Here is a 25,255-nt window from a genome sequence, read left to right as displayed (position 1 = left end):
TGAACCCCGGCCCCTGTCACCGACATCCGACAGCTCGCTCGCCCCGCTCCCTCCGCGAAAGGACCCGCACACATGTTGACTACGGCCTACGGAGAATCGGTCATGGACCGACTCCGTACCACCGAAGTCGCCCTCGGCACCATGTACTTCGGCACCACCGTCGACGAGGCGACCTCCCGGGCGCTCATGGACCGCTTCGTCGAACGTGGCGGCCGGCTGCTGGACACCGCCAACTGCTACGCCTTCTGGGCCCCCGGCGGCACCGGTGAGGAGTCGGAACGGGTCATCGGACGCTGGCTGGCAGCCACCGGTGCCCGCGACGAGACCCTGATCGCCACCAAGGTGGGCTGTCTGCCCGATCCGCTGGACGGCCCCTTCCCGGAGTCCGCGGAGGGGTTACGCCCCGAGGTCGTGCTCAAGCAGTTCGAGCGCAGCTCGGAGCGGCTGGGCTGCCCCTCGGTCGACCTGTACCTCACCCACGCCGACGATCCGTCCACCCCGCTCGCCGACACCCTGGGCGCCCTCTCCGAACTGGTCGCCTCCCAGCGCGTCGCCGTCGTCGGCGCGAGCAACCCGGACGCGGCCCGGCTGCGGGAGGCGGCCGGGCTGGCGTCCTCGGACGACGCGATCGCGCTGCCCCGCGTCGTTCAGGTGCGGCACTCCTACCTGTGGCCCGACCCGGGGCACGACATCCGCCCGCAGCTGCCGCTGGACCACGCCCTGGCCGGGTACGCCGCCGAGCACCGCGCCGTGCTCCAGGGCTACTCGCCGCTGCTCCAGGGCGCGTTGACCCGCGCCGACCGGGAACTGAGCCCCGAGTACCGGTCCCCGGAGAACGAGCGGCGGGTGGTACTGCTGCGGGAGCTGGCCGCCCGGCTGGGGGTCACCGCGAACCAGCTCGCGCTGGCGTGGATGACCGGCGGCCCGGCGCCGGTCATGCCGGTGCTGGGCGTGAGCAGCGTGGCCCAGCTGGACGAGGCGCTGGACGGGATCGCCCTGAAGCTGCCGAAGGAGATCCGGGCCGAACTCGACGCGCTCGCCCCGCTGGGGCGCCCCGCGCCGGCCGCCCGCGGCTGACCGGCACCCGGATCAGGCCGAGCCGCGCACCACGAGGCGGGTCGGCCTGATCACCGGGAGGACGGAGTCGGCGCCGACGGCCGGTCCGCCCTGCTCGCCGAAGGAACGGGCCAGCAGCAGACGGGCCATCAGCCGCCCCATCCCCTCGACGTCCTGATGCACCGTGGTCAGCGGCGGATCGGTGGTCGGTGCGATGGCGGGGAGGTCGTCGAAGCCCACGACGGCCACGTCCTCGGGCACCCGCCGTCCGCGTTCCCGCAGAACGCGCAGCGCGCCGGCCGCCATGAGGTCCGAGGCGACGAACACCGCGTCCAGACCGGGGCACCCGTCCAGCAGGCGGCGCATCGCCTCGGCGCCTCCCTCCTGCGTGAAGTCGCCCTCGACGACCAACTGCGGCGCGGCGTCCGGGAACACGTCGCGATAGCCGTCCAGCCGGTCCACCGCGGCGGCCTGGTCCAGCGGTCCGGTGACCGTCCCGACGCACTGGCGGCCCAGCCCGACGAGATGGCGCACCGCTTCCCGGGCACCGCCCCGGTTGTCCGAGTCCACGTAGAGGTAGCCGCGGGACCGTTCGGCCGGCCCGGCCACCGGCCGGCCCCCGAAGACGGCGGGCAGCCCGAGCCGGTCCGTCATGGCCGGCAGGGGGTCGTCGGCGTGCAGCGAGAACAGCAGCGCCCCGTCGACGTGACCGCCGCCGAGGAAGTCGCCGACGCGCGCGTAGTCGTCGGGCTCCTCGATGAAGAGCAGCACCGGCTGTGAGCCCTGCTCGACGAGTTCCCGCCGTATGCCGTGCAGTTGCAGGGCGAAGAACGGGTCGACGAAAAGCCGGTTCTGCGGTTCGGTGATCACGACGGCGACCGCGTTGTTGCGCCGGGTGACCAGGCTTCTGGCTATCTGGTTGGGCACATAGCCGAGCTCCGTCACCACCTCCTGGACCCGCTCGACGACCTCGGCACGCACCTTCGGCTGACCGTTGATCACCCTGGAGACGGTGGACCGCGACACTCCCGCCTTCCTGGCCACAGCTTCCAGCGTGGGGCGGTGGACACCGGTCCGGTCGGTCAACTGACCTCTCCCTTGCGCAGCAGTTCGTCCAGGACCTGTTGGGCCCGGTGCCCGTCGTCGAAGCCCGCCAGGGCCCCGAGGCGTTCAGCACCGGCAACGGTAGCCGTCCAGTCGTGGAGCTGGGCCACGAACGAGTCGGCCCAGCCGGGGACCTCGCCGGGCGGGTCCTCCAGCCGCGTGGCACCGAGGACCTTCACGGGCTCCCACTCGACACCGGTGCGCACATGCAGGACGGGGCCGTCCTGCGAGCGGTAGAGGAGTTCGCCGTGGCTGCCGGTGACGGAGACCCGGAAGCCCACGTCGTCGGGCGTGGACGACTTGGACGCGGTCAGGGTGAAGTGCGGTCCGGTCGCCAGCCGGCCGCTCACGAAGGCGTGGTCGTCGACGCGTACCCGGCGCCCCTCCTTGGCGGCCACCTTGGTCCGGAGCCCGACCTGGCAGCCGGCGGTGTCGACCGGACCGTCGAAGAGGTGGTGCAGCAGGTCGATGAGATGCACGCCCAGATCACCGAGCGCCCCGCTGGTGAACCGTTCCCCGGCGTCGTCCCGCCAGGTGAAGGTCTTACGGGTCAGTGCGCTGCCACGTCTGAAGGCGAGGTCGACGTGGAGCACCTGGCCCAGTACGCCGTCGTGGAGCTGTCTGCGGATCTCCTGCACCACCCCGAGATAGCGGTAGTTGAAGCCCACGCAGCAGACGACGGCTGCGCCTGCCGCGCGGTCCCGCATGGCGGCGGTCTCCTCGAGGTCGACGGCCATCGGCTTCTCGCACAGCACGTGCCGCCCGCGGTCGACGGCCTCGCAGGCGTACGCGGCGTGGGTGCGGTTGGGGGAGGCGACGACGACCGCGTCGACCGCCTCGTAGAACTCGTCCAGGGAGGTGAAGGCGCGTACGCCCAGGTCGTCGGCGGCCGATGCGGCCCTGGCCTTGTCCACGTCGTACAGACCGGCCAGCAGGGTGCCCTCGCCGGCCAGTACCGCGCGCGCGTGCGTCCGGCCGATGCCCCCTGCGCCGATGATTCCCACCCGCATCGGTAAAAGCCCTCCTGTGATCGCCGTGGCGGTTGTTGTCACCGTCCCGCTCGCAGCCCCGTGCACAGCGTGGTGAGGACGGCGTCCGAATGGCACCGGTCGGACACGCGCGGATGGCGGCCGCGGGCCTCCTCCGTGCAGTTCCCGACCAGGACTCCGTGCCCCACGGCGGCCAGCATCTCGAGGTCGTTGCCGCTGTCACCGAAGGCGAACGCGTCCGCGGGGTCGATGCCGTACTTCCGGCAGACGTACCGGACGACCTGTCTCTTTCCGCAGGTGCGCGGAAGGAGGTCGACGTCGTAGCAGTCCGCCGGGTCCCCGTTCGCGGGATTGCAGCGGCTCACGTTCACCCCCAGCGCACCGCGCGCGGCCGCGTCCCTGACGGCGGCCAGGTTCCGCGCGTCGGTCCTGGGGTCACGGGAGCGGTAGTAGTAACTCTTCACCAGGCTGTCCGGGGCACGGCCGGGCTGCGGTTCAAGGCTCGTCCCGGTGCCCGACAGTTCTCGTACGACGGTCCCGGCACTCCGTGTGAAGCTCTCGGCGTCGGGCAGCCGCCGCTGCCAGCCGGTGTCCGGGCGGAACTCTCCCGCGTCGGACAGCAGCAGTTCGGTGCCGAGCGAGCAGGCGACGAAGTGCGGCAGTGTACGCAGCCCGTGCGCACGGACCTTGCGCAGCACGGAGGGCAGTGAACTGCCCGTCACCCAGCCGAACAGCAGCCCGTGCTGTTCGCCCGCCTCCACGAGGTAGTCCTCCAGCGCCTCCCGGCAGGCCCTCTCGCGCTCGGTCGCGGAATGCGCCAGATAGGTCTCGTCGAAGTCGGAGAAGGCCACGGTCCGCACCGGACGGGGCAACGGAAGGACGGCGGCCTCAGTGCGCGGTGGCATGGACGGCGGCATGCAGTGCCTCGATCACTCGGTCCTGTTCGGTGAGGGACAGTCCGTTGTGCAGCGGAAGGTGGAACACGGTCGCGTTCAGCTCCTCGGCGCGGGGCAGGGACACGCCCGCGAAGAGCTTCTCGCGCAGCGGGGTCCGTTGGTGATGGGTGAGTACGGGGTAGTAGACGTCCGTCTCCACCCCGGCCGAGTGCAGGCCGGCGCGGACCGCGTCCCGGGCGGCCCCTCCGGCCGCCGCCCGCACCGGGAAGAGATGCCAGGCGTGATCCTCGACGAAGGCGGGCACGACCAGTTGTCCGGCCACGTCCAGGTCCGTCAGCGCGTCGACGTAGCGGTGGGCCAGGAAGGCACGACGGTAGTTGTTCAGCGTGAGCCCCGGCAGCAGTCCCGTGGCCACGGCGGCCGTCGAGTTGTCGATCTTCGCGTTGAGGCCCCAGACATCGGCCTTGACGTTCTTCTCTCCCGGGGCGAAGCCGTGGTAGGCGAATCTCTCCATGCGTGCGTGGAGTTCGCCGTCACCGGTGAGGACGGCTCCCGCCTTCCCGGTCAGCCCGAAGTTCTTGTACGGGTTGAAACTCAGGACGGTGGCGTCCGCGTACCGGCCGACGCCCGTGACCCCGATCGCCTGGCAGGCGTCCTCCACCACGCGCAGACCGTGTTCCCGGGCGACCCGGTGCACACCGGCGGCGTCGGCGAGCCGCCCGTGCAGATGGACGGGCAGGACCGCCCGGGTCCTGGCGGTGACGGCAGCCCCGACCAGCGCGGGATCCAGGGTGTACCGCTCGGGGTCCACGTCGACGAGGACGGGGACGGCTCCGCACGCGAACACGGCGTTCTCGGTCGCCGCGAAACTGTTGGCGGGCATGATCACCTCGTCGTCCGGACCCACTCCGACCGCGCGCAGGGCGATCACCAGGGCATCCGTGCCGCTGCTCGTGGCGACGGCGTGGGGCAGCCCGAGGAATTCGGCGAGCGCCTGCTCGAACTCGGTCACGGCGGGCCCACTCGTCAGCTCACCCGCCGCCAGCGCACGGGCGAAGTGCTCGACGGCGGTCCGTTGCCCCTCCGGCCCCAGCAGACGCGCCCTGGGCAGGAACGGCACCGCCGGTCGCCCCTGTCCGGCCGACAGAGGTTCCCGGGCGAAGACGGAGTCCGGTGCGGACGGGAACAGCCGCGTGCTCCGTTCGTCGAGCAGGCCGGCCAGTGTGCGGTGAGCGACGGCCGTGGTCGAGGCGTACGCCGGGATCTCACCGCGCCGCACGTCGAGCACCAGCCGATGGATGCTGTGGCTGTCTCCGGTGAACGGCTGTGCCGCGGGACTCGGGGGCCGGCCCGTCACAACGGTCACGCCTCCACCGCCCGGTCGGCGAGCGCGGGGCACCCGAAGGTCTTCGCCGCCCGCTCCAGCACGCGTCGGCCGGGCCGCTTGAAGTACAGCAGTTCGCGTCCGGTGCGCAGCGTCTGCACGGCGAGGGGCAGATCCCGGTCGTCGGTCATGTCGACCACGATCAGATCGGCCGTCGCACCGGCCTCGGCGATCCGCCGCTCGGCTCCGGCCAGGTCGCGGTCCTCGACCACCAGCACCTCGTACGGCTCCCCGAGGGGCAGTCGGCCGGCCAGCGCGCGGCAGGCGAACTCGAGTCGGAGGTAGGCCTCGAACCAGCTGGGACCGTCGTCGCGCGCGGGGTCGAAGTAGCTGTCGAGGATCCACTGGAGCCGGACGTCGAGCTCCGGGTGCTTCTCGGTGAAGTAGGCGAAGTTCTCCCGCCAGTCGGCGTGCCGCTCGCGCTGGGACTCCGCGTGGTGCTGATGGTGGACGCGGGCGAACGGTGTGTGTACGAAGGTGAGGCCGTGCCGGTGGAGGCGGTAACCCAGCTCGACGTCCTCGAAGCTCCATCTCCTGATGTTCACGTCGAACGCGCCGACGGCCAGCAGGTTCTCCTTGCGCACGGAGACGTTGCAGCCGTAGAGGAAGTGCCAGCAGGTCGCCAGATTGGCCAGGTTCTCCGACAGCAGGTCCGTGACCTCCGCCCGTTCGTCCGGCGCGGCGGACCCGGGGAAGGCCTCGGGGTCGAAGGAGGACCGCAGCCGCTCCAGGTCCACCGGGCCGGGGGCGAGATAGTCGCGGAACCCGACGGCCACGATCCCGGGCCGGTCACGGTGGCACCGGATGTGCTCCCGGAGGAAGAGCGGGTCGATGATCTGGTCACCGTCCGCGAAGACGATCAGTTCGCCTTCCGCCGCCTGGATTCCGGCGTTCCGTGCCGCCGAACGGCAGGATTCCTCGGTGCGCGGAATACGGAGACGGCGCACCGGATACTTGAGGGGGAGCGCGTCCACCATGTCCCCTGTGCCGTCGGTCGATCCGTCGTCGACCAGGACCACCTCGAATTCGTCTAACGGGTCGAGGCGCTGGTGGTTGAGCGAGATCAGACAGGGGGCGAGGAGTTCCCTGGAATTGTAGGTGGGAACGACCAGGCTTGCTTTCACAATGAGCTCCGGAGAATTTGATGTTCAGTCTTGTTCACGGCATGACACTGCCTCATCAGAATTCAGGCACAGGATCTTTTTCCGGCTGTTTGACGATGCGGTGGGCCCGCTCCGGCGCGGAAAGATAACGCCAGCGGAAACCGAGCAGCAGGGCTCGGAGATTCTCGTCCACGGCCATGGCGATCATCACGCCGAGAATGGCAAGACCGAGCGGTATGGAGAGCAGATAGGCCAGGGGTACGAAGACGCCCCACAGGACGAGAATCCCGACCACGGCCGGATAGGTGACATGGCCGACGGCCCGCAAGGTGCTCGCCGTGGTCATGATCAGAGCGGAGGCGGGAAGGTAGAGCAGACCGCACCACAGCAGCAGCTTCCCGGCGTCGACCACTTGCGGATCACTCGTGAACCGGCCCATGATCCAGTCGCCGCAGAGTGCCGTGACCAGCGCCAGGACGAGCGCGGTCGCCGCGCCGGCGAGGCGGGCGCCGCGGGCGCGGCGCCTGATGCCGTCGAGGTCACCGGCACCGGCGAGATGCCCGAGGGAGATCTGCAGGCCCTGGGAGAGCGCGGACGAGAACATTCCGATCATGTTGGTGATGCTCAGGGTGTACATCCGGGCGGCGAGTTCCTCGGTGCCCACGGCCGCGATGATCCGGGTGGTGGCTACCTGCGCGGCCTGCCAGAAGGCCGGTTCCAGCATGGTGGGCAGCGTGAAAGCCATGAGCAGCGCGCAGTGGACGCGCAGCTCCCGCATGCTCGCCGGCCTGCGGAATCTGATCCCGATGCGGAAGAACACCAGCCGGACGCTGTAGAGCAGGCCGGCCGCGGTGGCGAGCACGGTGGAGAGCGCGACGCCATGAACGCCCCAGCGCGGCCCGGAGTGCGACAGCACCAGGACGTAGATCAGCACGATGTTGACGATGTTGGCGAGGACCGCGGCGAACATGGCCTGCAGCGTGAACCCGTTGGCCGCCATCACCCCGCCGAACATCGCCGTGACCGAGTGCAGAAGGGCCCCCGCGGCGACAACCTCCAGGAAGACCGTCCCGTAGGAGAGCAGCCGCCCGTCCAGCCCCATCAGGCGAGCCGCGTCCTCCGCGAAGACATAGAGCACGACGCCGACGACGGCACCCAGGGCGATGTGCAGCAGCAGGGCGACGAAGTAGTACTCCTGAACCTTCGCGGTATTTCCCTGGCCGAGCGAGCGGGCGTACACGAGACTGCCGCCCTGCCCCATGAAGGAGAACATCATCAGGACGAACGTCACCAGCGTGCTGACAGAACCGACCGCTCCCGCGGCATCATCGGAAATACGGCCCAATGTCCATACGTCGACCAGCCCCATGAAATACGTACAGGTCAGCTGGAGAAAGATTGGCCAGCTGAGAGAAAATACCCCCAGATTATTTCTTTGCGGCACGCTCACGCCCCCCGTTCCCCCTCAGCCCGTCGGCCACCATGATGCTAACCGGGACGTCGATCTTGGAAAAGTGATGGCTGAATCAGGAAAGTGATATTGAGCCACGGAGCGCGCTCACCGCACCACCACCGCCGGAAGCCCGAAACGACGGAGAGTGAGAGGCGACGGAGATCGCCATCGTCAATGTCGCGATGGGGCGGATACGCCGGGGCACCGGTGACGGAAGGTGACGCGCGCGCCCGGCGCGAGCCTGGCCGGTGTGATCACCCCCGGGCGAGCCCTGTCGGGCCCGGGCGACCTTTTCCGGTCACCCGTTCACACCTCCGGCCCCCGCCCATCGGGTTCTTTTCCGCGAGTCATCGGCTGTACGGCCATGACCTGCCGGAATGTCGACGCGCCCCGCGCCTCACGCGGCCTCCGGCCACCCGTTCACCGTATTTCTGACGGGCCCTCAGGAAGCGCTCCCCGCCCCGTGGCACTTACCTCGGAAGCAGACCACCCCGTTCGCAAGCTCTCGGAGGAGCAAGCCCGATGCGACGTACCGCCGCCGCCCGTCTGCTGACCGGTACCGCGCTCGCCGTCGCCCTCGCCGGGCCCGCTCACGCGGGGACCGGCGGTTCCCTCGAGGTGTACCCGGCGGCCGTCACCCCCGGTTCCCAGGTCACCGTCAACACGACGGCCTGCGGTGCGGGCGGTACCGCCGCGGGTGACGCCAGTGCGGTGGGCGCCGGGGCCTTCGTCCTCGCGCCCACCACGCACGAGGAGGTCGCCGTCGGGCAGTTCCGGGTGCCGCCGGGCGCGCAGCCGGGGACGTACGAGATCGTCGCCCGGTGTGACGGGGACACGGCCGGGGACGAGCGGCGGGTGAGTGGGGATCTTGTCGTCACTCTCACCTCGACCCGGCCGCCCGCCGAGCGTCCCAGGGGGAGTGTGAAGACGGGGGTCGGTGGCGCGCTCGGTCCCGACCCCGTGCAGACCGCGGCCGGTGTGGCGGCTCTCGCCGTCGCCGCCGCGGGCGGTACCTGGCTCCTGCATCGCCGGGCGAGAGGCGACGGGATCTGACGGACACCCTCCGCCGTCCGTCCGCCGGTACCGCATGTCCCCCTCCCCTCCGGGTCCGACGCCCCTCGCGGCCCGGAGGGGGGCCGGGGTGCCGCGTTCTCCCGGGGCTGTGACACCAGCGGCTCCGCCGCGGGCCCCCGGACCCCCGGACCCCCAACAGAAAAGCAGGTCATCAGGTGTCACCGGCGCGGAGGCCCACGTGCGCAGATTCAGCAACCTCGTCATAGCCGCCCTCACCCTCGCCGCCCTCCTCTCCGGCGCCTGGCTGGTGCGCAGCGGCGGTGAGACGCACGCCCCGCCGCAGCCCTCCCCCGCCCAGGCCCGTACGGAAACGAACCGCCCCGAGTCCGCCGAACCGGAGTCCCCCGCGCTCCCGCCCTCCCCTCCCCTCCGTATCCGCATCCCCGCCATCCGCGTGGACGCCCCGCTGATGGGCCTCGGCCTCACCCCCACCGGCAGCCTGGACGTACCGCCCCCCGAGCGCGAGAACCTCGCCGGCTGGTACGAGGCCGGGACGGCCCCCGGTGAGACGGGCACGGCGATCGTCGCCGGGCATGTCGACAACGCCGACGGCCCCTCCGTCTTCTACCGCCTCGGCGCTCTGCGCAAGGGCGGCGCGATCGAGGTCGAACGGCGCGACGGGACCACCGCCCGCTTCACCGTCGACGCCGTCGAGGTGTACGACGCGGACCGCTTCCCGGACGAGAAGGTGTACGGCGCCGCGCCCCGGCCCGAGTTGCGCGTCATCACGTGCGGCGGCGGTTACACGCCGGGGACGGGGTACGAGGGGAACGTCGTCGTCTTCGCCCACCTGACCGGCAGCGGCCCCAGCGGCCGTTGAGGCGCCGCCCGCCGTCGATCAGATCTGGTTCAGGCCGCCGTCGGCGTACAGGCTCGAACCGGTGATGAAGCTGCTCTGCCCGGAGGCGAGGAAGGTCACGGCGGCGGCGATCTCCTCCGGGCGCGCGAGGCGGCCCAGGGGTACCTGCGCGGCCAGTTGCCGCCTGAGACCGGCCGCCTGCTCCTCGTCGGGGGCGAGCCCCGACAGGCCAGGGGTGTCGGTCGGGCCGGGCGTGATGGTGTTGACCCGGATACCGCGGCCCTTGAGTTCGTTGGCCCAGGTCCGGGCGAACGACCGGGTGGCGGCCTTGGTCGCCGCGTACACACCGAACGCCTCCGTGCCGGCGTCCACGGTGGTGGAACCGTTCAGGATGACCGAGGCACCGTCGTTGAGCAGGGGCAGCGCCTTCTGGACGGTGAACAGCGTGCCCCGGACGTTGATCCCGAAGAGGGTGTCGAAGTGCTCCTCGGTGACCTGATCGAGCGTCACGAACTCGCCGACGGAGGCGTTCGCGAACAGGACGTCCAGGCCCTGCCCCCGGCTGCCGATCGTCTCGTAGAGCCGGTCCAGGTCGGCCAGGTCCGCGATGTCGCCGATCACCCCGGTGGCCGCCGAAGCACCGATCGTCTCGACGGCCGCGTCGAGTTCGGCCTTGCGCCGGCCGGTGATGAACACATGCGCACCCTCGGCGGCCAGCCGTACGGCACTGGCCAGGCCGATTCCGGTGCCGCCGCCGGTGACGAGAGCGGTCTTCCCCTCAAGCAGTCCGAGTCCTTGTGCCAGTCCCATGCGAACAACCTCCTCCGATTTCCGCATCGATCGATGCGGAATTCGAACACTAGCACTTCCGTATCGATCGATGCGGAAGGGATAGACTGCGGGAGTGGGCACCAAACAGAACGGCCCGATCGGCCGACCGCGAGGCTTCGACGCCGACGAGGCTCTCGAACGCGCCATGCTGCTCTTCTGGGAGCACGGCTACGAAGGCGCCAGCCTGGCGAGCCTGACCAGCGCGATGGGCATCTCCACGACCAGCATGTACGCGGCCTTCGGCAACAAGGAGGAGCTGTTCCGCAAGGCCCTGGAGCGCTACACCGAAGGCCCGAGCGCCTACGTGACCCGGGCCCTGGACGAGCCGACCGCCCATGGCGTCGCCACCGCGATCCTGACCGGTGCCGTCCGGACCACCACCCGCCCGGCCCACCCCCACGGATGCCTGGGCGTCCAGGGTGCCCTGACCACCAGCGACGCCGGACAGGCGGTCCGCGACCTCCTCGCCGCCTGGCGCAACAACGGCTGCGCCAGCATCCAGGAGCGGTTCCAGCGAGCCGTCGACGAGGGCGACCTGCCTCCGGAGGCCGATCCCGGGCTACTGGCCCGCTACCTCACCACCATGGCCTTCGGCATCTCCGTGCAGGCCGCGAGCGGCATCGGCCGCGCCGAACTCCAGACGATGGCGGACGCAGCCCTGCGCAACTGGCCGCCGCTCTCCTGAAACCCCCCGGCCGGACAGGACGGACGAGTGGGACAGGCCGGACAGGCCGACCCCGCCGCCTACGCCACCCACTGCTGATACGCCAGATTCGCCACCAGCGTGAACACCACCACCAGCAGCACCACCCGTACGAACCCGCTCCCCTTCTTCAGCGCCGTGTGCGCCCCGACCGTCCCGCCGACCAGGTTGAACCCGGCCAGCAGGGCGCCCAGCTGCCAGTACACCGTGCCCTGCCAGGCGAAGATCGCGAGGGCGCCCGCGTTGGTGCAGCAGTTGACGATCTTGGCGGTGGCGGAGGCGGTCACCAGGTCGAGGTGGAGCAGTGCGGTGAGCGCGAGGACGAGGAACGTACCCGTGCCGGGGCCGATGAGGCCGTCGTAGAAGCCGATGCCCAGGCCGGCGAGTCCGATCGCGGCGAGGACGCGGCGGGCGGAGACCGGGGTGGTCGCCGGGGCCGTACCGAAGGCGGGCCGGAAGATCACGAAGGCGCCGACGCCGAGCAGGACGACCATGATGACCGGCTTGAGGGTGTCCGTGCTCATGCCCGCGGCGACGAACGCCCCGGCCGTCGACCCGGCGACCGCCGCCAGCCCGACGCGTACCGCCAGGCGTACGTCGACCGGTGTCTTGCGCGTGTACGTCACGGCCGCGCCCGTTGTGCCGACGATCGCCATGGCCTTGTTGGTGCCGAGCGCGTACTGCGCCGCCGACGAGGTGTCCGGCAGCCCCAGCAGCAGGACCGGCATCATCAGCAGACCGCCACCTCCCACGACCGCGTCGATCCAGCCCGCCGCGAGGGCGGCGGCGCAGAGGGCGGCGATCAGGGGCAGAGATATGTCGGGCATGATCGCGAGCCTATGGAGGCGATAGGTGCCGACACCAAGGATTTCCGGAACCTTGAGGATCTTCAGAGGTTCCGCAGCTCACCGTGGCGACCGTGGGAACCGGGGTGATGGTGGCAGTAGCGGGCGGGCGCCCATCCGCCGTATCGTTCACGCACCTCACAGGCATCCCCCGCACGCCCACCGAACCCTCACACCCACTTCCCGCCCCCGCTGAGGGAAGCGTGCCCCCCGGGAAACAGACGTGATGCGGCCGGGTAACACCGGCAACGCACGCTGCCGTACATGACCTCGAATGCGCGTGTGGTGGTGATCGGCGCCGGGCTCGCGGGCGTACGGCTCGCCCGGCGGCTCGGCGAGCTCGGTATGTCCCCCTCGGACGTCGTGCTCGTCGGTGAGGAGGAGCACCGCCCGTACAACAGGGTGCTGCTCGCCGAAGTCCTCGCCGGGCGGTACGCCCCCGAGGTGATCGCTCTGCCGTCGCCGGACCGGCTGGTCAGGGCCCGGGCCGAGTCCGTCGACCGTGCCGCGCGCGTCGTGCACTGCTCCGACGGGTCCTCGATCGCATACGACACGCTGGTTCTCGCCACCGGGTCGAACCCCGTGCTCCCGCCCCTGCGTGGGCTGTTCACTCCGGATCATGAACTCCCGCTGGGCGTCCACGCGTTCCGGACCATGGACGACTGCCTCGGCCTGTCCAAGGACGTACGTCCGGGGGCGCGGGCCGTCGTCATCGGCGGCGGGCTGCTCGGTGTCTCCGCCGCGCGTGCCCTCGCCGTACGCGGTGCACAGGTCGTGCTCGCCCAGCAGGGCGAGCGGCTGATGGAACGTCAGCTCGACCCGGGAGCGTCGGAGTTGGTGCTGCGGCACCTCAAGGAGCTGGGCGTCGAGGTGCACACCGAGTGCCGGGTACGGAATGTGCGCTGCGTGGGCGGCAAGGTCCGGTCCGTCGAACTGGCCGACCACTACGCCCTCGACGCGGACCTCGTCGTCCTGGCCTGCGGGGTCCACCCCCGGGTCGGGCTCGCGCGCGATGCCGGGCTCGCCGTGCACAAGGGCATCCTCGTCGACGACGAACTGCGCACCTCCGACCCGCACATCCGGGCCCTCGGGGACTGCGCCCAGCACCAGGGAACGGTCTACGGTCTGGCCACCCCTGCCCTCGAACAGGCCGAGGTCCTGGCCGAGTTGATCGCCCACGAGGGCAACGAGGGTGGCGACTCGGGCGCCCGTTACACCGGCACCCGCGCCCTCACCCGGCTCACCCTCACCGACTTCACCGCCGAAACCGGCGACACCGGCAACAACGGGGGCGTCGGCAACCCCTTCGATCTCGCCGCCTTCGGCGAGACCACCCCCCGCCCCGGCGACGACGTCATCCAGCTCGCCGACGCGACCCGGGGCACCTACCGCAAGGTCGTCGTCCGTGACGACCGGCTGGTCGGCGGAGTGCTCGTCGGCGAACTCGGCACCGTCGGCGCCCTCGCGCGCGCCTGGGAGGGAGCAGAGCCGCTCCCCACTGACGGCGGCCCGCTGCTCCACCTGCTCACCAACGATGGAGGCTCCTAATGCCCGCCACTGATGGGGCCACCCCCACGATCGTCCTCGTCGGCCACGGCATGGTCGGCCAGCGCTTCCTGGAAGCCCTCGCGGACCGTGGTCTGACCGCCGCGCACCGCGTGGTCGTGCTGTGCGAGGAGCCGCGTCCGGCATACGACCGCGTGGCGCTGACCTCGTACTTCTCGGGCAAGACGCCCGAGGACCTCTCGATGACCGACATGGAGTTCATCGAGAAGGAGGGCATCGAGCTGTACGTCGGTGACCCGGCGGAGACCATCGACCGCGAGGCGAAGCGAGTCACCGCCCGCTCGGGCATGGTCGTCGACTACGACATCCTCGTCCTCGCCACCGGCTCCTACCCCTTCGTGCCGCCGGTCCCCAACAAGGACGCCAAGGGCTGCTTCGTCTACCGCACGATCGAGGATCTCCTCGCGATCGAGGAGTACGCCAGCACGCGTACGACGGGTGCCGTTGTCGGCGGTGGGCTGCTCGGGCTGGAAGCGGCCGGTGCGCTCAAGGGCCTCGGACTCACCTCCCACATCGTCGAGTTCGCGCCGCGGCTGATGCCGGTGCAGGTCGACGACGGCGGTGGCGCGGCGCTGCTGCGGACCATCCAGGAGATGGGCCTGTCCGTCCACACCGGTGTGGGCACGCAGGAGATCGTCGTCGACGAGGACGGCGCGGTCACCGGGATGAAGCTGTCCGACGGTTCCGAACTCGCCACCGAACTGGTGGTGTTCAGCGCCGGTGTCCGGCCGAGGGACCAACTCGCCCGGGACTGCGGCCTGTCCGTCGGTGAGCGCGGTGGCATCGCGGTCGACGATCAGTGCCGTACGGTCAACGACCCGCACGTCTTCGCGATCGGCGAGTGCGCGCTGGCCTCCGACGGCCGGGTGTACGGCCTGGTCGCCCCCGGTTACGAGCAGGCCGAGACGGCCGCCGCGACCATCGCCGCCGACGAGGCCGAGCAGCTGTCGTTCACGGGTGCCGACCTCTCCACCAAGCTGAAGCTGCTCGGCGTCGACGTGGCGTCCTTCGGCGACGCGCACGGCGCGACCGCCGACTGCCTGGACGTCGTCTACTCCGACTCCCGTTCGGGCCTGTACAAGAAGCTGGTCATCGGCCGCGACGGGACGCTGCTCGGCGGCATCCTCGTCGGCGACGCGGAGGCCTACGGCACGCTGAAGGCGTTCACCGGTTCGGTGCCGCCCGTCTCCCCCGAGTCCCTCGTCCTGCCGGCCGGCGCCGGGGAGTCGGTCCAGCTCGGCCCGTCCGCGCTGCCGGACGACGCGATCATCTGCTCCTGCAACAACGTCCGCAAGGGCACGATCCGCGGCGCGGTCACCGAGCACAACTGCACGACCGTGCCCGAGGTCAAGAAGTGCACCAAGGCCGGTACGACGTGCGGCAGTTGCGTCAAGGTGCTCGGCCAGCTCGTCACCGCCGAGCTGGAGGCCAGCGGTGTCGTCGTCGACAAGGGTTTGTGCGGCTGCTTCTCGCAGACCCGCGAGGAGCTGTACGAGATCGTCCTCGCCCTGCGCATCAACAAGTACCAGGACCTGCTGGACCGTTACGGCCGTGAGGACGCCCGGGGCGGTGACGGCTGCGAGATCTGCAAGCCGGCGGTGGCCTCGATCATCGCCTCCCTGGCCCCGACGATCGGCGCCGACGTCTACGTCCTGGACGGCGAGCAGGCCACCCTGCAGGACACCAACGACCACTTCCTCGCCAACCTGCAGAAGAACGGCTCGTACTCGGTCGTCCCGCGCATCCCCGGCGGTGAGATCACCCCCGAGGGCCTGATCGTCATCGGTGAGATCGCCCGCGACTTCGGCCTCTACACGAAGATCACCGGCGGTCAGCGCATCGACATGTTCGGCGCCCGCGTCGAACAACTCCCGCTGATCTGGACCCGGTTGGTGGACGCGGGCTTCGAGTCGGGCCACGCCTACGGCAAGTCCCTCCGTACGGTGAAGTCCTGTGTGGGCCAGACCTGGTGCCGCTACGGCGTCCAGGACTCCGTGCGGATGGCGATCGACCTGGAGCTGCGCTACCGGGGGCTGCGGTCGCCGCACAAGCTGAAGTCGGCGGTGTCGGGCTGTGCCCGTGAGTGCGCCGAGGCCCAGTCCAAGGACTTCGGCATCATCGCCACCTCGGGCGGCTGGAACCTGTACGTCGGCGGCAACGGCGGCGCGACCCCGCGCCACGCGGACCTGCTGGCCCAGGACCTGAACGACGCCGAACTCATCAAGCTCATCGACCGGTTCCTGATGTTCTACATCCGTACGGCGGACCGTCTGGAGCGCACGTCGACCTGGCTGGAGCGCATCCCCGGCGGCCTGGACCACGTACGCGACGTGGTCGTGGAGGACTCCCTCGGTATCTGCGAGGAGCTGGAGTCGCTGATGACCGCGCATGTCGCGCACTACCGCGACGAGTGGTCCGACACCATCAACGACCCCGAGAAGCTCGCCCGGTTCGTGTCCTTCGTGAACGCGCCGGACACCCCCGACCCGGTCGTCGGCTTCGTCCCCGAGCGCGACCAGATCAAGCCCGACCTGCCGCTGCTGTCCATCGGCCTCCGCCCCGCCGACGACGTCCTGGAAGGATCCGCCCAGCGATGACCCTGGCACCCGAGACCACCGACCTGAAGATCCAACTCCGCATCGACGACAGCGCCGACGGCTGGTTCACGGTCTGCGACCTGAACGTCCTGCTCCCGGGCCGCGGCGTGGCGGCCCTGCTGCCGGACGGCCGGCAGGCGGCCATCTTCCGCGACCGCGCGGGCACCCTGTACGCGATCGACAACCGCGACCCGTTCGGCGGCGCCGCCGTCCTCTCCCGCGGCCTCACCGGCACCCACCAGGGCCGCCCGTTCGTCGCCTCCCCGCTCCTGAAGCAGCGCTTCGACCTGCAGTCGGGCCAGTGCCTGGACGACGAGACGGTGAGTGTGACGGTGTACGAGGTGCGTACCGCCGCCTGACGCACCCGGCCGATGTCCGTGAGGGGCGCCCCAGCCATCGGCCGGGGCGCCCCTCACGCCTTCAGGCCCTCGTACGTCACCCCGGTGAGTTGCTCGGACGCGACCCAAAGCCGTTCCCCAGCACGGTCGTTGAGCGTCCAGGAGGCCCGCCAGGACTTCGCGGGCGCACCGCGCCAGCCCAGGAACCTGGGGCCGATGAACGCGTCGGGCCGCACGTCGGGGGCCGTGGCCGCGTACAGCGTGGGCAGGGCGCCCGCCTCGGCGGACTGGGCGAAGTACCGGTTGCCGATCTCCATGAACCGCTCGGCGCCCTTGCGGCCCTGCATCTTCGGCGCGGCGGCCTGGAGGTTGGTGGCGGCGTACCCGGGATGCGCGGCGGCCACCACGACACCGGAACCGATCGCGGCCAGCCTCCGCGCCAGCTCGTGCGTGAAGAGCAGGTTGGCCGTCTTGGACCGCCCGTACGCGATCCAACGCCGGTAGTTCCGCTCGCTGTTGAGGTCGTCGATGTCGATGTTGGCGTACGCGTGGGTACCGCTGGAGAGGTTCACGATCCGGGCGCCGGGCGTACCGAGCAGTGCCGGGAAGAGCAGCCCGGTGAGCGCGAAGTGCCCGAGGTGGTTGACCCCGAACTGCGTCTCGAACCCGTCGGCCGTCGTCCCGTACGGCAGCGCCATCACGCCCGCGTTGTTGACGAGCAGATCGATCCGCTCGTACGGCAGCCCGGCCGCGAACTCCCGTACGGAGCCCAGGTCTCCGAGGTCAAGCCGCCAGAACTCGGCGATGGCGTCCGGCACTTCACCGAGCAGCCGCCCGACCGCCTCGTCCCCCCGCACCTCGCTCCGGCACGCGAGCACGACCCGGGCCCCCTTGCGCGCCAGCTCCCGCGCGGTGACGTACCCGAGCCCGCTGTTGGCACCGGTGACGACGGCCGTACGACCGCTCTGATCGGGGATGTCCCGCGTGTTCCAGCCCGACATGTCCGGGTCCCTCCATTGGCGAGTCTGGCGGATCTCGTCGTGCCCGGTAGATCCAGGCCTGAGTCCCAGAGTGCGCCGGAAGTGCCCCGATGGCCAGTTCCACGCCCCGCATGTCAGGGCTTGCGCCCCACCCCGCAGTAGGCGTCGACAGCCGAGGTGGGGGCGGCCGGGTCCCTGAGGTCGGGGCGCCACTCGGGTACCTGGACGATGCCCGGGTCCACCAGGTCGAGGCCGTCGAAGAAGCCGGCGATCTCGCCGATGCTGCGGACGTAGTACGGCACGGCGCCGCTCGCGTTGTACGCCTCCGACGCGGCGATCATGCCCTCGCTGGTGGCGGTGCTGTCGCTGATGACCAGGTGGCTGCCCGACGGCAGGCCCGCCATCAGCCGGCTCACCAGGTCGCGGGCCTGGTCGTGGTCGGCGACATGGCCGAGGGTGTTGAGGATCATCAGGGCGACCGGCTTGGAGAGGTCGAGTGTGTCGGCCGCCGCCTCCAGGATGGTCTCGGGGGCGTAGAGGTCGGCGTTCAGATAGACCGTGCGGCCCTCGGGGGTGCTGGCGAGCAGGGCGTCCGCGTGGGCCAGCACGATGGGGTCGTTGTCGACGTACACGATCCTGGCGTCGGGGGCGGCGCGCTGGGCGACCTCGTGGGTGTTGTCGGCGGTCGGCAGGCCGGTGCCGACGTCCAGGAACTGTCGTACGCCCTGCTCGTCGGCGAGGTAGCGGACGGCCCGGCCTAAGAAGTGCCGACTGGTGACGGCCACGTCGACGAGACCCGGGAAGATCTCCTTGATGTGGTCCCCGATCTCCCGGTCGACCTCGTAGTTGTCCTTGCCGCCGACGAAGTAGTTCCAGAAGCGGGCCGAGTGCGGCTTGGTGGTGTCGATACGGGTGCGGGGGCGGGCGCCCGTACCTGTCGAGGGCGTGGGGTCGTCGTCTGACACGGCAGGGCCTCCTGTGTTCCGGTGCTGATCATCAGGGACCAACGTAGGTCAACTCATGGACTCCGCCCGGGAGTTGTGAAGATCCGCGTTCACGCACCGTAGGGTTCTGGCCATACGCCGTTCTCAGCGCACGAGCGGTGCGTACCTGTCCGGGACCGGTCCCGTGTCCAGGTAGAACCACTCGGCGTCGGGCCCCGGCACCGGCGGCATCAGCTTCCCCTCCAGAGCCTCCTCCATGCGTTCCGGGGAGGCCGTCTGCGTGATCGGCGGCGTCTCCGCGCCCGGCATCAGCAGTTCCACCTCCGTCCCCAGGCCCCGCTGCTGCGCGGTGAACTCCTCGACCTGGCTGCGGCAGGCGTGGTCCAGGTGGGTCACGCCGGTCAGGTCGAGGCGGATGCGCGGCTTGCCCGACGCGGCGGACGCCTCCAGTGCCTCGATGACCTGCGGCAACCGCAGGAAGGTCGCGTTGCCCGCCATGACGACCTGGGCGACGTCGGCATCGCCTTCGACGTCCTGGCGGATGACCGTCCGGGACATGCGCAGGGCGGCCAGGACGACCCCGGCGGCCAGCCCGATGAGGACGCCTTCGAGCAGCGCGGTCGCCACGATGACCAGCGTGGTGACCGTCATGACCGCGAACTCGCCCCGGTCCTGGCGCCACATCTTCGGGAACTCCTCGGGCGCGAACAGCTTCCAGCCGCTGTGTACGAGGACTCCCGCGAGCACCGAGATCGGGATCAGCGCAAGCACCTGCGGCAGCAGCAGCGCGAACGCGAGCAGCCAAAGGCCGTGCAGCGTACGGGAGATACGGGTCTTCGCGCCCGCCTGCACGTTGGCCGAACTGCGCGCCACCACCGCCGTGATGGGCAGTGCGCCGAGGAGCCCGGCGACCGTGTTCCCCGCGCCCTGCGCGACGAGTTCGGCGTTGTAGCGGGTGCGCGGACCGCTGTGCATCCGGTCGACGGCCGCCGCCGTGAACAGGCTCTCGGCCGAGGCGATCACGGTGAAGGTGAGGATCGCGGTCAGGATCCCCACGTCGGCAAGTCCCGCCAACTGTTCGGGCCCCGGCACGTCCACGGAGGCCAGCAGGTTGCCCACCTGGAGCGTCTTCACGTCCACGCCGGGCATCGCCGCGACACCGATCCCGATCCCCACGGCGACCAGCGCGGCCGGGATCTTCTTCACCGGGCCCGGCATCTTCTTCCACAGGAAGCTGAGCACGATGGTGACGACACCGAGCAGGGCCGCGGTCATCGCCTGACGGTCGGCCAGGGTGGCGGCGAGCAGTCCGGGCACGCCGGCGATGTTCTCCAGCGGGGTGCCGGGGGCCTTTGAGTCGGACATCGGGTACAACTGGCTGAAGATCAGCGGGAGTCCGATGCCGGCCAGCATGCCCTGGACGACGGCGAGCGAGATGGCCTGGAACATCCGGCCGAGCCGTACGAGGCCGAGGATGATCTGCAGGATCCCGGAGCCGAGGACGATCACGCCGAGCGAGGCGACGCCGTACTCCAGGACGGTCTCCGCGACCAGGGCGGCGAGTCCGGCGGCGGGCCCGCTGACCTGGAGGGTGCTGCCCCGGGCCGCCCCGACGACCAGTCCGCCGATGACCCCGGAGATGATGCCGAGTTCGGCGGGCACCCCGGACGCGACGGCGACACCGATACAGAGCGGCAGCGCCACGAGGAAGACGACGAGGGAGGCGGTGATCTCCGTGGCGAGGTTGGCGCGGCCGGTACCGCCGCCTTTGGTAGGTCCGGCATCGCCGCCTTTGGTGCGTCCCGGGGCCGAAGTCGGCTTGCGCAGCGGTGTGGTGGGGACCGCGGCCTTCGGACGCGTACGGGTGCCCTGTGCGTGGCGTGCGTGCTGGCCGCTCATGCCGCGTGCACCCGGAAGCGGTCGTCCTCGTCCAGCTCGTACACCCGGCCGGTGTCGACCTCGTAGTACCAGCCGTGCAGCCACAGCCGGCCCGAGTCGAGCCGTTGCCGCACCACCGGGTAACTGCCCAGCACGGCAAGCTGGTTGACGACGTTGCGCTGTGCCACCTCGGGCAGTGTCGCCGGGTCGTCGGAGGACTTGGTGAGCACGGGGGCCAGTTCCGGGCGGGCCAGCTCCAGCCAGGCGTCCACGCCGGGCAGCGCGGACAGGTCGTCGCCGGACTTCAGTGCGCCCATCGCCCCGCAGTGGGAGTGGCCGCACACGACGAGATGCTGAACGCCGAGCACCTCCAGTGCGTACTCGATGGTGGCGGCCTCACCGGAAGCCGCCCCGTACGCGCTGTGCGGCGGGACGATATTGCCCGCATTCCGCAGCTCGAATATCTCGCCGGGCCGTGCCCCGGTGATCAGAGCGGGTATCACCCGCGAGTCCGAGCAGGTGATGAACAATGCCTCCGGACATTGCCCCTGGGCCAGTTTCCGGTATTCGCCGCTCTCGAAATCCACATGCCGCTTGAACGACCGGGCGCGGTCCAGCAATGCCTTCATGACCCCTCCAGATGGTGCTTGACATGGGGTTACTCCTGCCACCAAGAACGCTAGAGGAGCGCTGCCCAGGGGACGGCCAGCGGAAGGTTAGAGGAACACTAAATCGAGGCCAGGTTTCGGGACCGGGTTATCGTGAGGGGCTTTTCACATTGACCTGGATTCGCTCGGCAGGGCATTCGAACGTCTTGTAACGTGTCATCACAGCGTGTCGACTTCAGGAATTCATGGACGCCGTGGGAGTGGGAGACAGGACGTATGGGCGTACGGGTGCTGCTCATCGAGGACGACGAGACGATCGCCGAACCGCTGGCCGAGGGCCTGCGGAACTTCGGGCTGACGGTCGTGCACGTCGCCACCGGTGCCGAGGGCCTGAGAGGACCGCACGGCGACGTCGTCCTGCTCGACCTGGGCCTGCCGGACATGGACGGCATCGACGTGTGCCGGGGCATCCGTCAGACCTCCGAGGTCCCGATCATCATCCTCAGCGCGCGCGGCGAGGAGGCCGACCGCGTCCTGGGCCTGGAACTGGGCGCCGACGACTACCTGGCGAAACCTTTCAGCCTGCGCGAACTGGTCGCCCGGGTACGGGCGGTGACACGGCGCGTGCGACGTCCGGATCCCGCGCAGGCGTACGAGTCGTACGCGTACGCCACGGCTCAGGAACCGGCCGTCACCTACGAGGCCCCCGTGTACGTGCCTCCCGCACCCCCCGCCCCCACTCCCGCGTCGACCTCCTACGAGGCCTACGAATCGTTCGACTCATACGCCTCGTCCGCCTCGCACAACTCGCATACCTCGCACGCTTCGTACGTCTCTCAGGACGCGCCCCACGCACCCGAGCCGACCCCTGTCACCGCCACCCCCACCCCAGCCCCCGGCCCCCTCGTGGTCGACCGCCGTACCCGTCAGGTGTGGGTCGGCGACGTGCCCGTCGCGCTCACGCCCAAGGAGTTCGAGCTGCTGGCACTGCTCTCGGAGGACCCGGGTGCCGTGTACTCGCGGCGGGAGATCCTCACCCGGGTCTGGGACACCCACTACCAGGGGCCGACCAAGACCCTGGACGTCCATGTCGCCACGCTGCGGCGGAAGTTGGGCGACCCGGCGTGGATCCAGACGCTGCGCGGAGTCGGTTTCCGGCTCGCCGTACGCACCCCGGGCGCACCCAGGGCCGCGGCCTCATGACCCGCCGTCTGCTGCTGAGTTACCTCAGTCTGGCCGCCCTCGTCCTGCTCGGCCTGGAGATCCCGCTGGGCTTCGTCTACTCACGGGCCGAGCGGGAGCGGATCGTCAACTCCGCCAACGAGGAGGCCGAGTCGGTGTCGGCGTACGCCGCGCTGTCCCTGGCGTCGGGGCGTCCGGACGAGTTGGCGGCCCGCGCCGCGCACTGCGCACGCCGGATCGGCGGTCAGGTGTTCATCGTCGACGCGCGCGGCCAACTCATCGCCGCATCGCACCAGTTGACGGGCGCCGAGCAGCAGGAGCTGACCTCGCGCCCGGAGGTGACGGCCGCGCTCGACGGCACGGCGACCACCCATGTCAGTACGTCCACGATCGGCGGGGTGCGGTATCTGTCCGTGGCGTCGCCGGTCGGGCACGGGGCCGGCCAGGTGAAGGGCGCGGTACGGATCACGCTGCCCACGGAGATGGTGCAGTCCCGGGTCCACCAGGTGTGGCTGCTGCTGGCGGCGGTCGGGCTCGCGGTCCTGGCGGCCGTGGCCGTCGTGGCGTTCGCGTGCGCGCGTTGGGCGGGGCGCCCGATCCGTGAACTGGAGCGGGCCACACACGAGTTGGCGGACGGCGGTGCGGCGACGCCGGTCGCGGTGACGTCGGGTCCGCCCGAAGTCCGCAGTCTGGCAGCCGCGTTCAACCGTACGGCCGCCCGGCTCGCCCATCTCCTGGCCTCGCAGCGGGCGTTCGCGGGCGAGGCCTCGCACCAGCTGAAGACTCCGCTGGCCGCGCTGCGGCTGCGCCTGGAGAATCTTGAGCCGGACATCGCCCAGCACGCCCGGGGCAGTCTGACCGCCGCGATGACGGAGACGGACCGGCTGGCCAGGATGGTCGAGGGGTTGCTCGCGATGGCCCGTCTGGAGGAGGACGCGGCGCCGCCCGGCCCGGTCGACCTGGCCGGCATCTGCGCGGAGCGGCACGGCACCTGGGCTCCGCTGTTCGAGCAACAGGGCGTGTCACTGGTCCTGTTCACGGGCGGTACGGGACCGGTGGGTCCGGCGCTGGCGCTGCCGGGGGCGGTCGAGCAGATCGTCGACAATCTCCTGTCGAACGCCCTGCGGGTCTCGCCCTCGAACAGCACGGTGGCGATGGAACTGCGTTCCGTCGCGCCGCCCCACCCTCGCCGTCCCCACCTGAACCATCTCAACCACCGTGAGAACCGGGCCGCTTGGATCGACCTGCACATCACGGACGAGGGCCCTGGCATGACGGCGGACCAACGCGCCCGCGCCTTCGACCGTTTCTGGCGTGCGCCCGGCGCCCCCAAGGGCGGTACGGGCCTGGGCCTGGCCCTCGTACAGCGGCTCGCGCTGGCGAGCGGCGGGGAGGCGAGTCTGCGGGCGGCGGCAACGGGCGGCCTGGACGCGGTGGTTCGGCTGCCGTCGGCCCAACACGCCATGCAGGGGCAGGCGTTCGGCGGCAGGGATTCGGGGGCGGGGGTACGGCGACGGCAGACGTCGGCACTGCGGGCGTAGGACGAACCCCGCCGGACCGAACCCCGCCGGACACCTCCCTCGAGGCGAACTCCCGGCGGCCGGAGCGTCCCGTACGACCACCGACGAGACATCACGCGTACATGACAATTCCATCCCGTCGCCCTAGGGTCCCTGACGTCACGGCACGTCACGCCACCCCCCTTGGAGCGAGAGTGGACGCACGAGTCAACGCACACGTGGAACGCCGTACCCTCCTGCGCGCCGCCGTCGTCGGCGGTTCGGCGGCCGTCTTCGGCGGCACCCTGTGGCGCGGCGCCGCCCACGCGGCCCCCGCCCAGCCGGGCACCGGCCCGTACGGAGCGCTCGCCGCGCCCGACGCCAACGGCATCAGACTGCCCGCTGGCTTCACCAGCCGGGTGATCGCCCGCTCGGGCCAGACGGTCACCGGAACGTCGTACACCTGGCACAACGCCCCTGACGGCGGCGCCTGTTACGCCGACGGCACGGGCTGGATCTACGTCTCCAACTCGGAGATCAACCCGTCGGGCGGCGCGAGCGCCGTCAAGTTCTCCTCCACCGGCGCCGTCACCTCCGCGTACCGCATCCTCTCCGGCACGCGCCAGAACTGCGCGGGTGGACGCACCCCTTGGAACACCTGGCTGTCCTGCGAGGAGGTGTCGCTGGGGTACGTCTACGAGACCGACCCGTGGGGCACGAACGCGGCGACGCAGCGCGCGGCGATGGGCCGTTTCAAGCACGAGGCGGCGGCAGCGGACCCGGTGCGCAAGGTCGTCTACCTCACGGAGGACGAGACGAACGGCCGCTTCTACCGCTTCGTTCCCACGACTTGGGGCGATCTGTCGGCCGGTACCCTCCAGGTCCTGGTGGCCGGCACGGCGACCTCGGGCTCGTACACCTGGACGACGATCCCCGACCCGGACGGCTCCCCGACGACCACCCGCACCCAGGTCTCCGGCTCCAAGTCCTTCAACGGCGGCGAGGGTTGCCACTACGCCGACGACAAGGTCTGGTTCACCACCAAGGGCGACAACAGGGTCTGGCAGCTCAACCTCCTCACGAACACCTACGAGTTGGCGTACGACGACTCCCTCGTCACCTCGGGCACGGCCCCGCTGACCGGCGTCGACAACATCACGGGTACGTCCTCCGGCGACCTGTTCGTGGCCGAGGACGGTGGCAACATGGAGATCTGTGTGATCACGCCGGACGACGTGATCGCCCCGTTCCTGCGCATCGACGGCCAGTCGGGCTCGGAGATCACGGGCCCGGCGTTCTCCCCGAACGGCAGCCGCCTGTACTTCTCCAGCCAGCGGGGCACCAGCGGCAGCTCCTCGGGCGGGATCACGTACGAGGTGACGGGCCCGTTCCGGTCATAGCCGCTGGTCATACGTTCATACGTTTC

The 25,255-nt window shown here is 70.5% G+C and carries 22 protein-coding genes; 10 read left to right on the top strand and 12 right to left on the bottom strand.

The genetic code is table 11. The features are described 5' to 3' along the window. Positions 1-102: 102 nt before the first annotated feature. Complete coding sequence (locus ACWCRB_RS09785; protein ID WP_450995539.1) at positions 103-1,077, top strand: aldo/keto reductase; 975 nt, start codon at positions 103-105, stop codon at positions 1,075-1,077. A gap of 12 nt (positions 1,078-1,089) precedes the next feature. Here ACWCRB_RS09785 and ACWCRB_RS09780 read toward each other — a convergent pair whose 3' ends face one another. Genes ACWCRB_RS09780 through ACWCRB_RS09755 form a run of 6 tightly spaced genes read right to left on the bottom strand, consistent with a single transcriptional unit; the run spans position 1,090 to position 7,982 of the window. Continuing rightward, positions 1,090-2,142: a LacI family DNA-binding transcriptional regulator gene (locus ACWCRB_RS09780; protein ID WP_450995538.1), complete on the bottom strand. Its 1,053-nt coding sequence runs from the start codon at positions 2,140-2,142 to the stop codon at positions 1,090-1,092. After that, positions 2,139-3,170, bottom strand: a complete 1,032-nt coding sequence (locus ACWCRB_RS09775) for a Gfo/Idh/MocA family protein (RefSeq protein ID WP_450995537.1) — start codon at positions 3,168-3,170, stop codon at positions 2,139-2,141. The genes ACWCRB_RS09780 and ACWCRB_RS09775 overlap by 4 nt, the downstream gene beginning before the upstream one ends. A 38-nt stretch (positions 3,171-3,208) precedes the next feature. Beyond that, entirely contained in the window at positions 3,209-4,054 is an 846-nt protein-coding gene (locus ACWCRB_RS09770; protein WP_450995536.1) for an HAD-IIB family hydrolase, read from the bottom strand. Then, positions 4,038-5,411, bottom strand: a complete 1,374-nt coding sequence (locus ACWCRB_RS09765; RefSeq protein WP_450995535.1) for a DegT/DnrJ/EryC1/StrS family aminotransferase — start codon at positions 5,409-5,411, stop codon at positions 4,038-4,040. Before ACWCRB_RS09765 ends, ACWCRB_RS09770 begins: the two co-directional genes overlap by 17 nt. Further along, the gene (locus ACWCRB_RS09760; protein WP_450995534.1) at positions 5,408-6,553 is read right to left on the bottom strand and encodes a glycosyltransferase family 2 protein; all 1,146 of its coding nucleotides are present in this window, start codon (positions 6,551-6,553) and stop codon (positions 5,408-5,410) included. Before ACWCRB_RS09760 ends, ACWCRB_RS09765 begins: the two co-directional genes overlap by 4 nt. 55 nt (positions 6,554-6,608) lie before the next feature. Beyond that, entirely contained in the window at positions 6,609-7,982 is a 1,374-nt protein-coding gene (locus ACWCRB_RS09755) for an MATE family efflux transporter (protein ID WP_450995533.1), read from the bottom strand. Positions 7,983-8,507: 525 nt separating this feature from the next. Here ACWCRB_RS09755 and ACWCRB_RS09750 point away from each other — a divergent pair. Beyond that, positions 8,508-9,038: a hypothetical protein gene (locus ACWCRB_RS09750; RefSeq protein ID WP_450995532.1), complete on the top strand. Its 531-nt coding sequence runs from the start codon at positions 8,508-8,510 to the stop codon at positions 9,036-9,038. A gap of 199 nt (positions 9,039-9,237) precedes the next feature. After that, a complete protein-coding gene (locus ACWCRB_RS09745; protein ID WP_450995531.1) occupies positions 9,238-9,879 on the top strand; it encodes a class F sortase in 642 nt (213 codons plus the stop codon). Between the two features lie 18 nt (positions 9,880-9,897). On the opposite strand, the gene ACWCRB_RS09740 is transcribed toward ACWCRB_RS09745, so the two are convergent. Next, on the bottom strand, positions 9,898-10,668 hold the full coding sequence (locus ACWCRB_RS09740) for an SDR family oxidoreductase (RefSeq protein WP_450995530.1): 771 nt from the start codon (positions 10,666-10,668) through the stop codon (positions 9,898-9,900). Positions 10,669-10,762: 94 nt separating this feature from the next. Here ACWCRB_RS09740 and ACWCRB_RS09735 point away from each other — a divergent pair, with 94 nt between their 5' ends. After that, positions 10,763-11,374 (top strand): TetR/AcrR family transcriptional regulator, encoded by a 612-nt coding sequence (locus ACWCRB_RS09735; RefSeq protein ID WP_450995529.1) that lies wholly within the window; start codon positions 10,763-10,765, stop codon positions 11,372-11,374. A 59-nt stretch (positions 11,375-11,433) separates the two neighbouring features. Here the strand turns inward: ACWCRB_RS09735 and ACWCRB_RS09730 are convergent, their stop codons facing one another. Further along, positions 11,434-12,219 (bottom strand): sulfite exporter TauE/SafE family protein, encoded by a 786-nt coding sequence (locus ACWCRB_RS09730; RefSeq protein ID WP_235479289.1) that lies wholly within the window; start codon positions 12,217-12,219, stop codon positions 11,434-11,436. A gap of 282 nt (positions 12,220-12,501) precedes the next feature. Between ACWCRB_RS09730 and ACWCRB_RS09725 the strand changes: the two genes are divergently transcribed. From ACWCRB_RS09725 to nirD, 3 genes are read left to right on the top strand one after another with little or no spacing between them, the layout of a single operon-like run. Next, entirely contained in the window at positions 12,502-13,785 is a 1,284-nt protein-coding gene (locus ACWCRB_RS09725; protein WP_450995528.1) for an NAD(P)/FAD-dependent oxidoreductase, read from the top strand. After that, positions 13,785-16,400, top strand: coding sequence for a nitrite reductase large subunit NirB (gene nirB / locus ACWCRB_RS09720; RefSeq protein ID WP_450995527.1), 2,616 nt, complete (start codon positions 13,785-13,787; stop codon positions 16,398-16,400). Before ACWCRB_RS09725 ends, nirB begins: the two co-directional genes overlap by 1 nt. Continuing rightward, the gene (gene nirD, locus ACWCRB_RS09715) at positions 16,397-16,759 is read left to right on the top strand and encodes a nitrite reductase small subunit NirD (RefSeq protein WP_450995526.1); all 363 of its coding nucleotides are present in this window, start codon (positions 16,397-16,399) and stop codon (positions 16,757-16,759) included. The genes nirB and nirD overlap by 4 nt, the downstream gene beginning before the upstream one ends. A 53-nt stretch (positions 16,760-16,812) precedes the next feature. Here nirD and ACWCRB_RS09710 read toward each other — a convergent pair whose 3' ends face one another. From ACWCRB_RS09710 to ACWCRB_RS09695, 4 genes are all read right to left on the bottom strand, one after another. Further along, on the bottom strand, positions 16,813-17,739 hold the full coding sequence (locus ACWCRB_RS09710) for an oxidoreductase (protein WP_450995525.1): 927 nt from the start codon (positions 17,737-17,739) through the stop codon (positions 16,813-16,815). A 113-nt stretch (positions 17,740-17,852) separates the two neighbouring features. Beyond that, positions 17,853-18,683 (bottom strand): SAM-dependent methyltransferase, encoded by an 831-nt coding sequence (locus ACWCRB_RS09705; protein ID WP_450995524.1) that lies wholly within the window; start codon positions 18,681-18,683, stop codon positions 17,853-17,855. A 123-nt stretch (positions 18,684-18,806) separates the two neighbouring features. After that, positions 18,807-20,561: a SulP family inorganic anion transporter gene (locus ACWCRB_RS09700; RefSeq protein ID WP_450995523.1), complete on the bottom strand. Its 1,755-nt coding sequence runs from the start codon at positions 20,559-20,561 to the stop codon at positions 18,807-18,809. Continuing rightward, entirely contained in the window at positions 20,558-21,169 is a 612-nt protein-coding gene (locus ACWCRB_RS09695) for a carbonic anhydrase (RefSeq protein WP_450995522.1), read from the bottom strand. Before ACWCRB_RS09695 ends, ACWCRB_RS09700 begins: the two co-directional genes overlap by 4 nt. A gap of 255 nt (positions 21,170-21,424) precedes the next feature. Here ACWCRB_RS09695 and ACWCRB_RS09690 point away from each other — a divergent pair, with 255 nt between their 5' ends. From ACWCRB_RS09690 to ACWCRB_RS09680, 3 genes are all read left to right on the top strand, one after another. Continuing rightward, entirely contained in the window at positions 21,425-22,351 is a 927-nt protein-coding gene (locus tag ACWCRB_RS09690) for a response regulator transcription factor (RefSeq protein WP_450995569.1), read from the top strand. Then, entirely contained in the window at positions 22,348-23,871 is a 1,524-nt protein-coding gene (locus ACWCRB_RS09685; protein ID WP_450995521.1) for a sensor histidine kinase, read from the top strand. The genes ACWCRB_RS09690 and ACWCRB_RS09685 overlap by 4 nt, the downstream gene beginning before the upstream one ends. A 197-nt stretch (positions 23,872-24,068) precedes the next feature. Next, positions 24,069-25,229, top strand: a complete 1,161-nt coding sequence (locus ACWCRB_RS09680; protein WP_450995568.1) for an alkaline phosphatase PhoX — start codon at positions 24,069-24,071, stop codon at positions 25,227-25,229. Positions 25,230-25,255 lie beyond the last annotated feature (26 nt).

It is taken from the genome of Streptomyces sp. NPDC002156 (assembly GCF_053593675.1).
The sequence above is the reverse complement of the archived record's forward strand: the minus strand, read 5'-3'. Positions and strand labels throughout refer to the sequence as shown.

Excerpts from the sequence above, each read along its gene's own strand:
- nirD (WP_450995526.1), top strand. The coding sequence starts at position 16,397 with ATGACCCTGGCACCCGAGACCACCGACCTGAAGATCCAACTCCGCATC.
- ACWCRB_RS09700 (WP_450995523.1), bottom strand. The coding sequence starts at position 20,561 with ATGAGCGGCCAGCACGCACGCCACGCACAGGGCACCCGTACGCGTCCG.
- nirB (WP_450995527.1), top strand. The coding sequence starts at position 13,785 with ATGCCCGCCACTGATGGGGCCACCCCCACGATCGTCCTCGTCGGCCAC.
- ACWCRB_RS09740 (WP_450995530.1), bottom strand. The coding sequence starts at position 10,668 with ATGGGACTGGCACAAGGACTCGGACTGCTTGAGGGGAAGACCGCTCTC.
- ACWCRB_RS09725 (WP_450995528.1), top strand. The coding sequence starts at position 12,502 with ATGACCTCGAATGCGCGTGTGGTGGTGATCGGCGCCGGGCTCGCGGGC.
- ACWCRB_RS09690 (WP_450995569.1), top strand. The coding sequence starts at position 21,425 with ATGGGCGTACGGGTGCTGCTCATCGAGGACGACGAGACGATCGCCGAA.
- ACWCRB_RS09695 (WP_450995522.1), bottom strand. The coding sequence starts at position 21,169 with ATGAAGGCATTGCTGGACCGCGCCCGGTCGTTCAAGCGGCATGTGGAT.
- ACWCRB_RS09685 (WP_450995521.1), top strand. The coding sequence starts at position 22,348 with ATGACCCGCCGTCTGCTGCTGAGTTACCTCAGTCTGGCCGCCCTCGTC.
- ACWCRB_RS09750 (WP_450995532.1), top strand. The coding sequence starts at position 8,508 with ATGCGACGTACCGCCGCCGCCCGTCTGCTGACCGGTACCGCGCTCGCC.
- ACWCRB_RS09710 (WP_450995525.1), bottom strand. The coding sequence starts at position 17,739 with ATGTCGGGCTGGAACACGCGGGACATCCCCGATCAGAGCGGTCGTACG.
- ACWCRB_RS09785 (WP_450995539.1), top strand. The coding sequence starts at position 103 with ATGGACCGACTCCGTACCACCGAAGTCGCCCTCGGCACCATGTACTTC.
- ACWCRB_RS09775 (WP_450995537.1), bottom strand. The coding sequence starts at position 3,170 with ATGCGGGTGGGAATCATCGGCGCAGGGGGCATCGGCCGGACGCACGCG.
- ACWCRB_RS09770 (WP_450995536.1), bottom strand. The coding sequence starts at position 4,054 with ATGCCACCGCGCACTGAGGCCGCCGTCCTTCCGTTGCCCCGTCCGGTG.
- ACWCRB_RS09730 (WP_235479289.1), bottom strand. The coding sequence starts at position 12,219 with ATGCCCGACATATCTCTGCCCCTGATCGCCGCCCTCTGCGCCGCCGCC.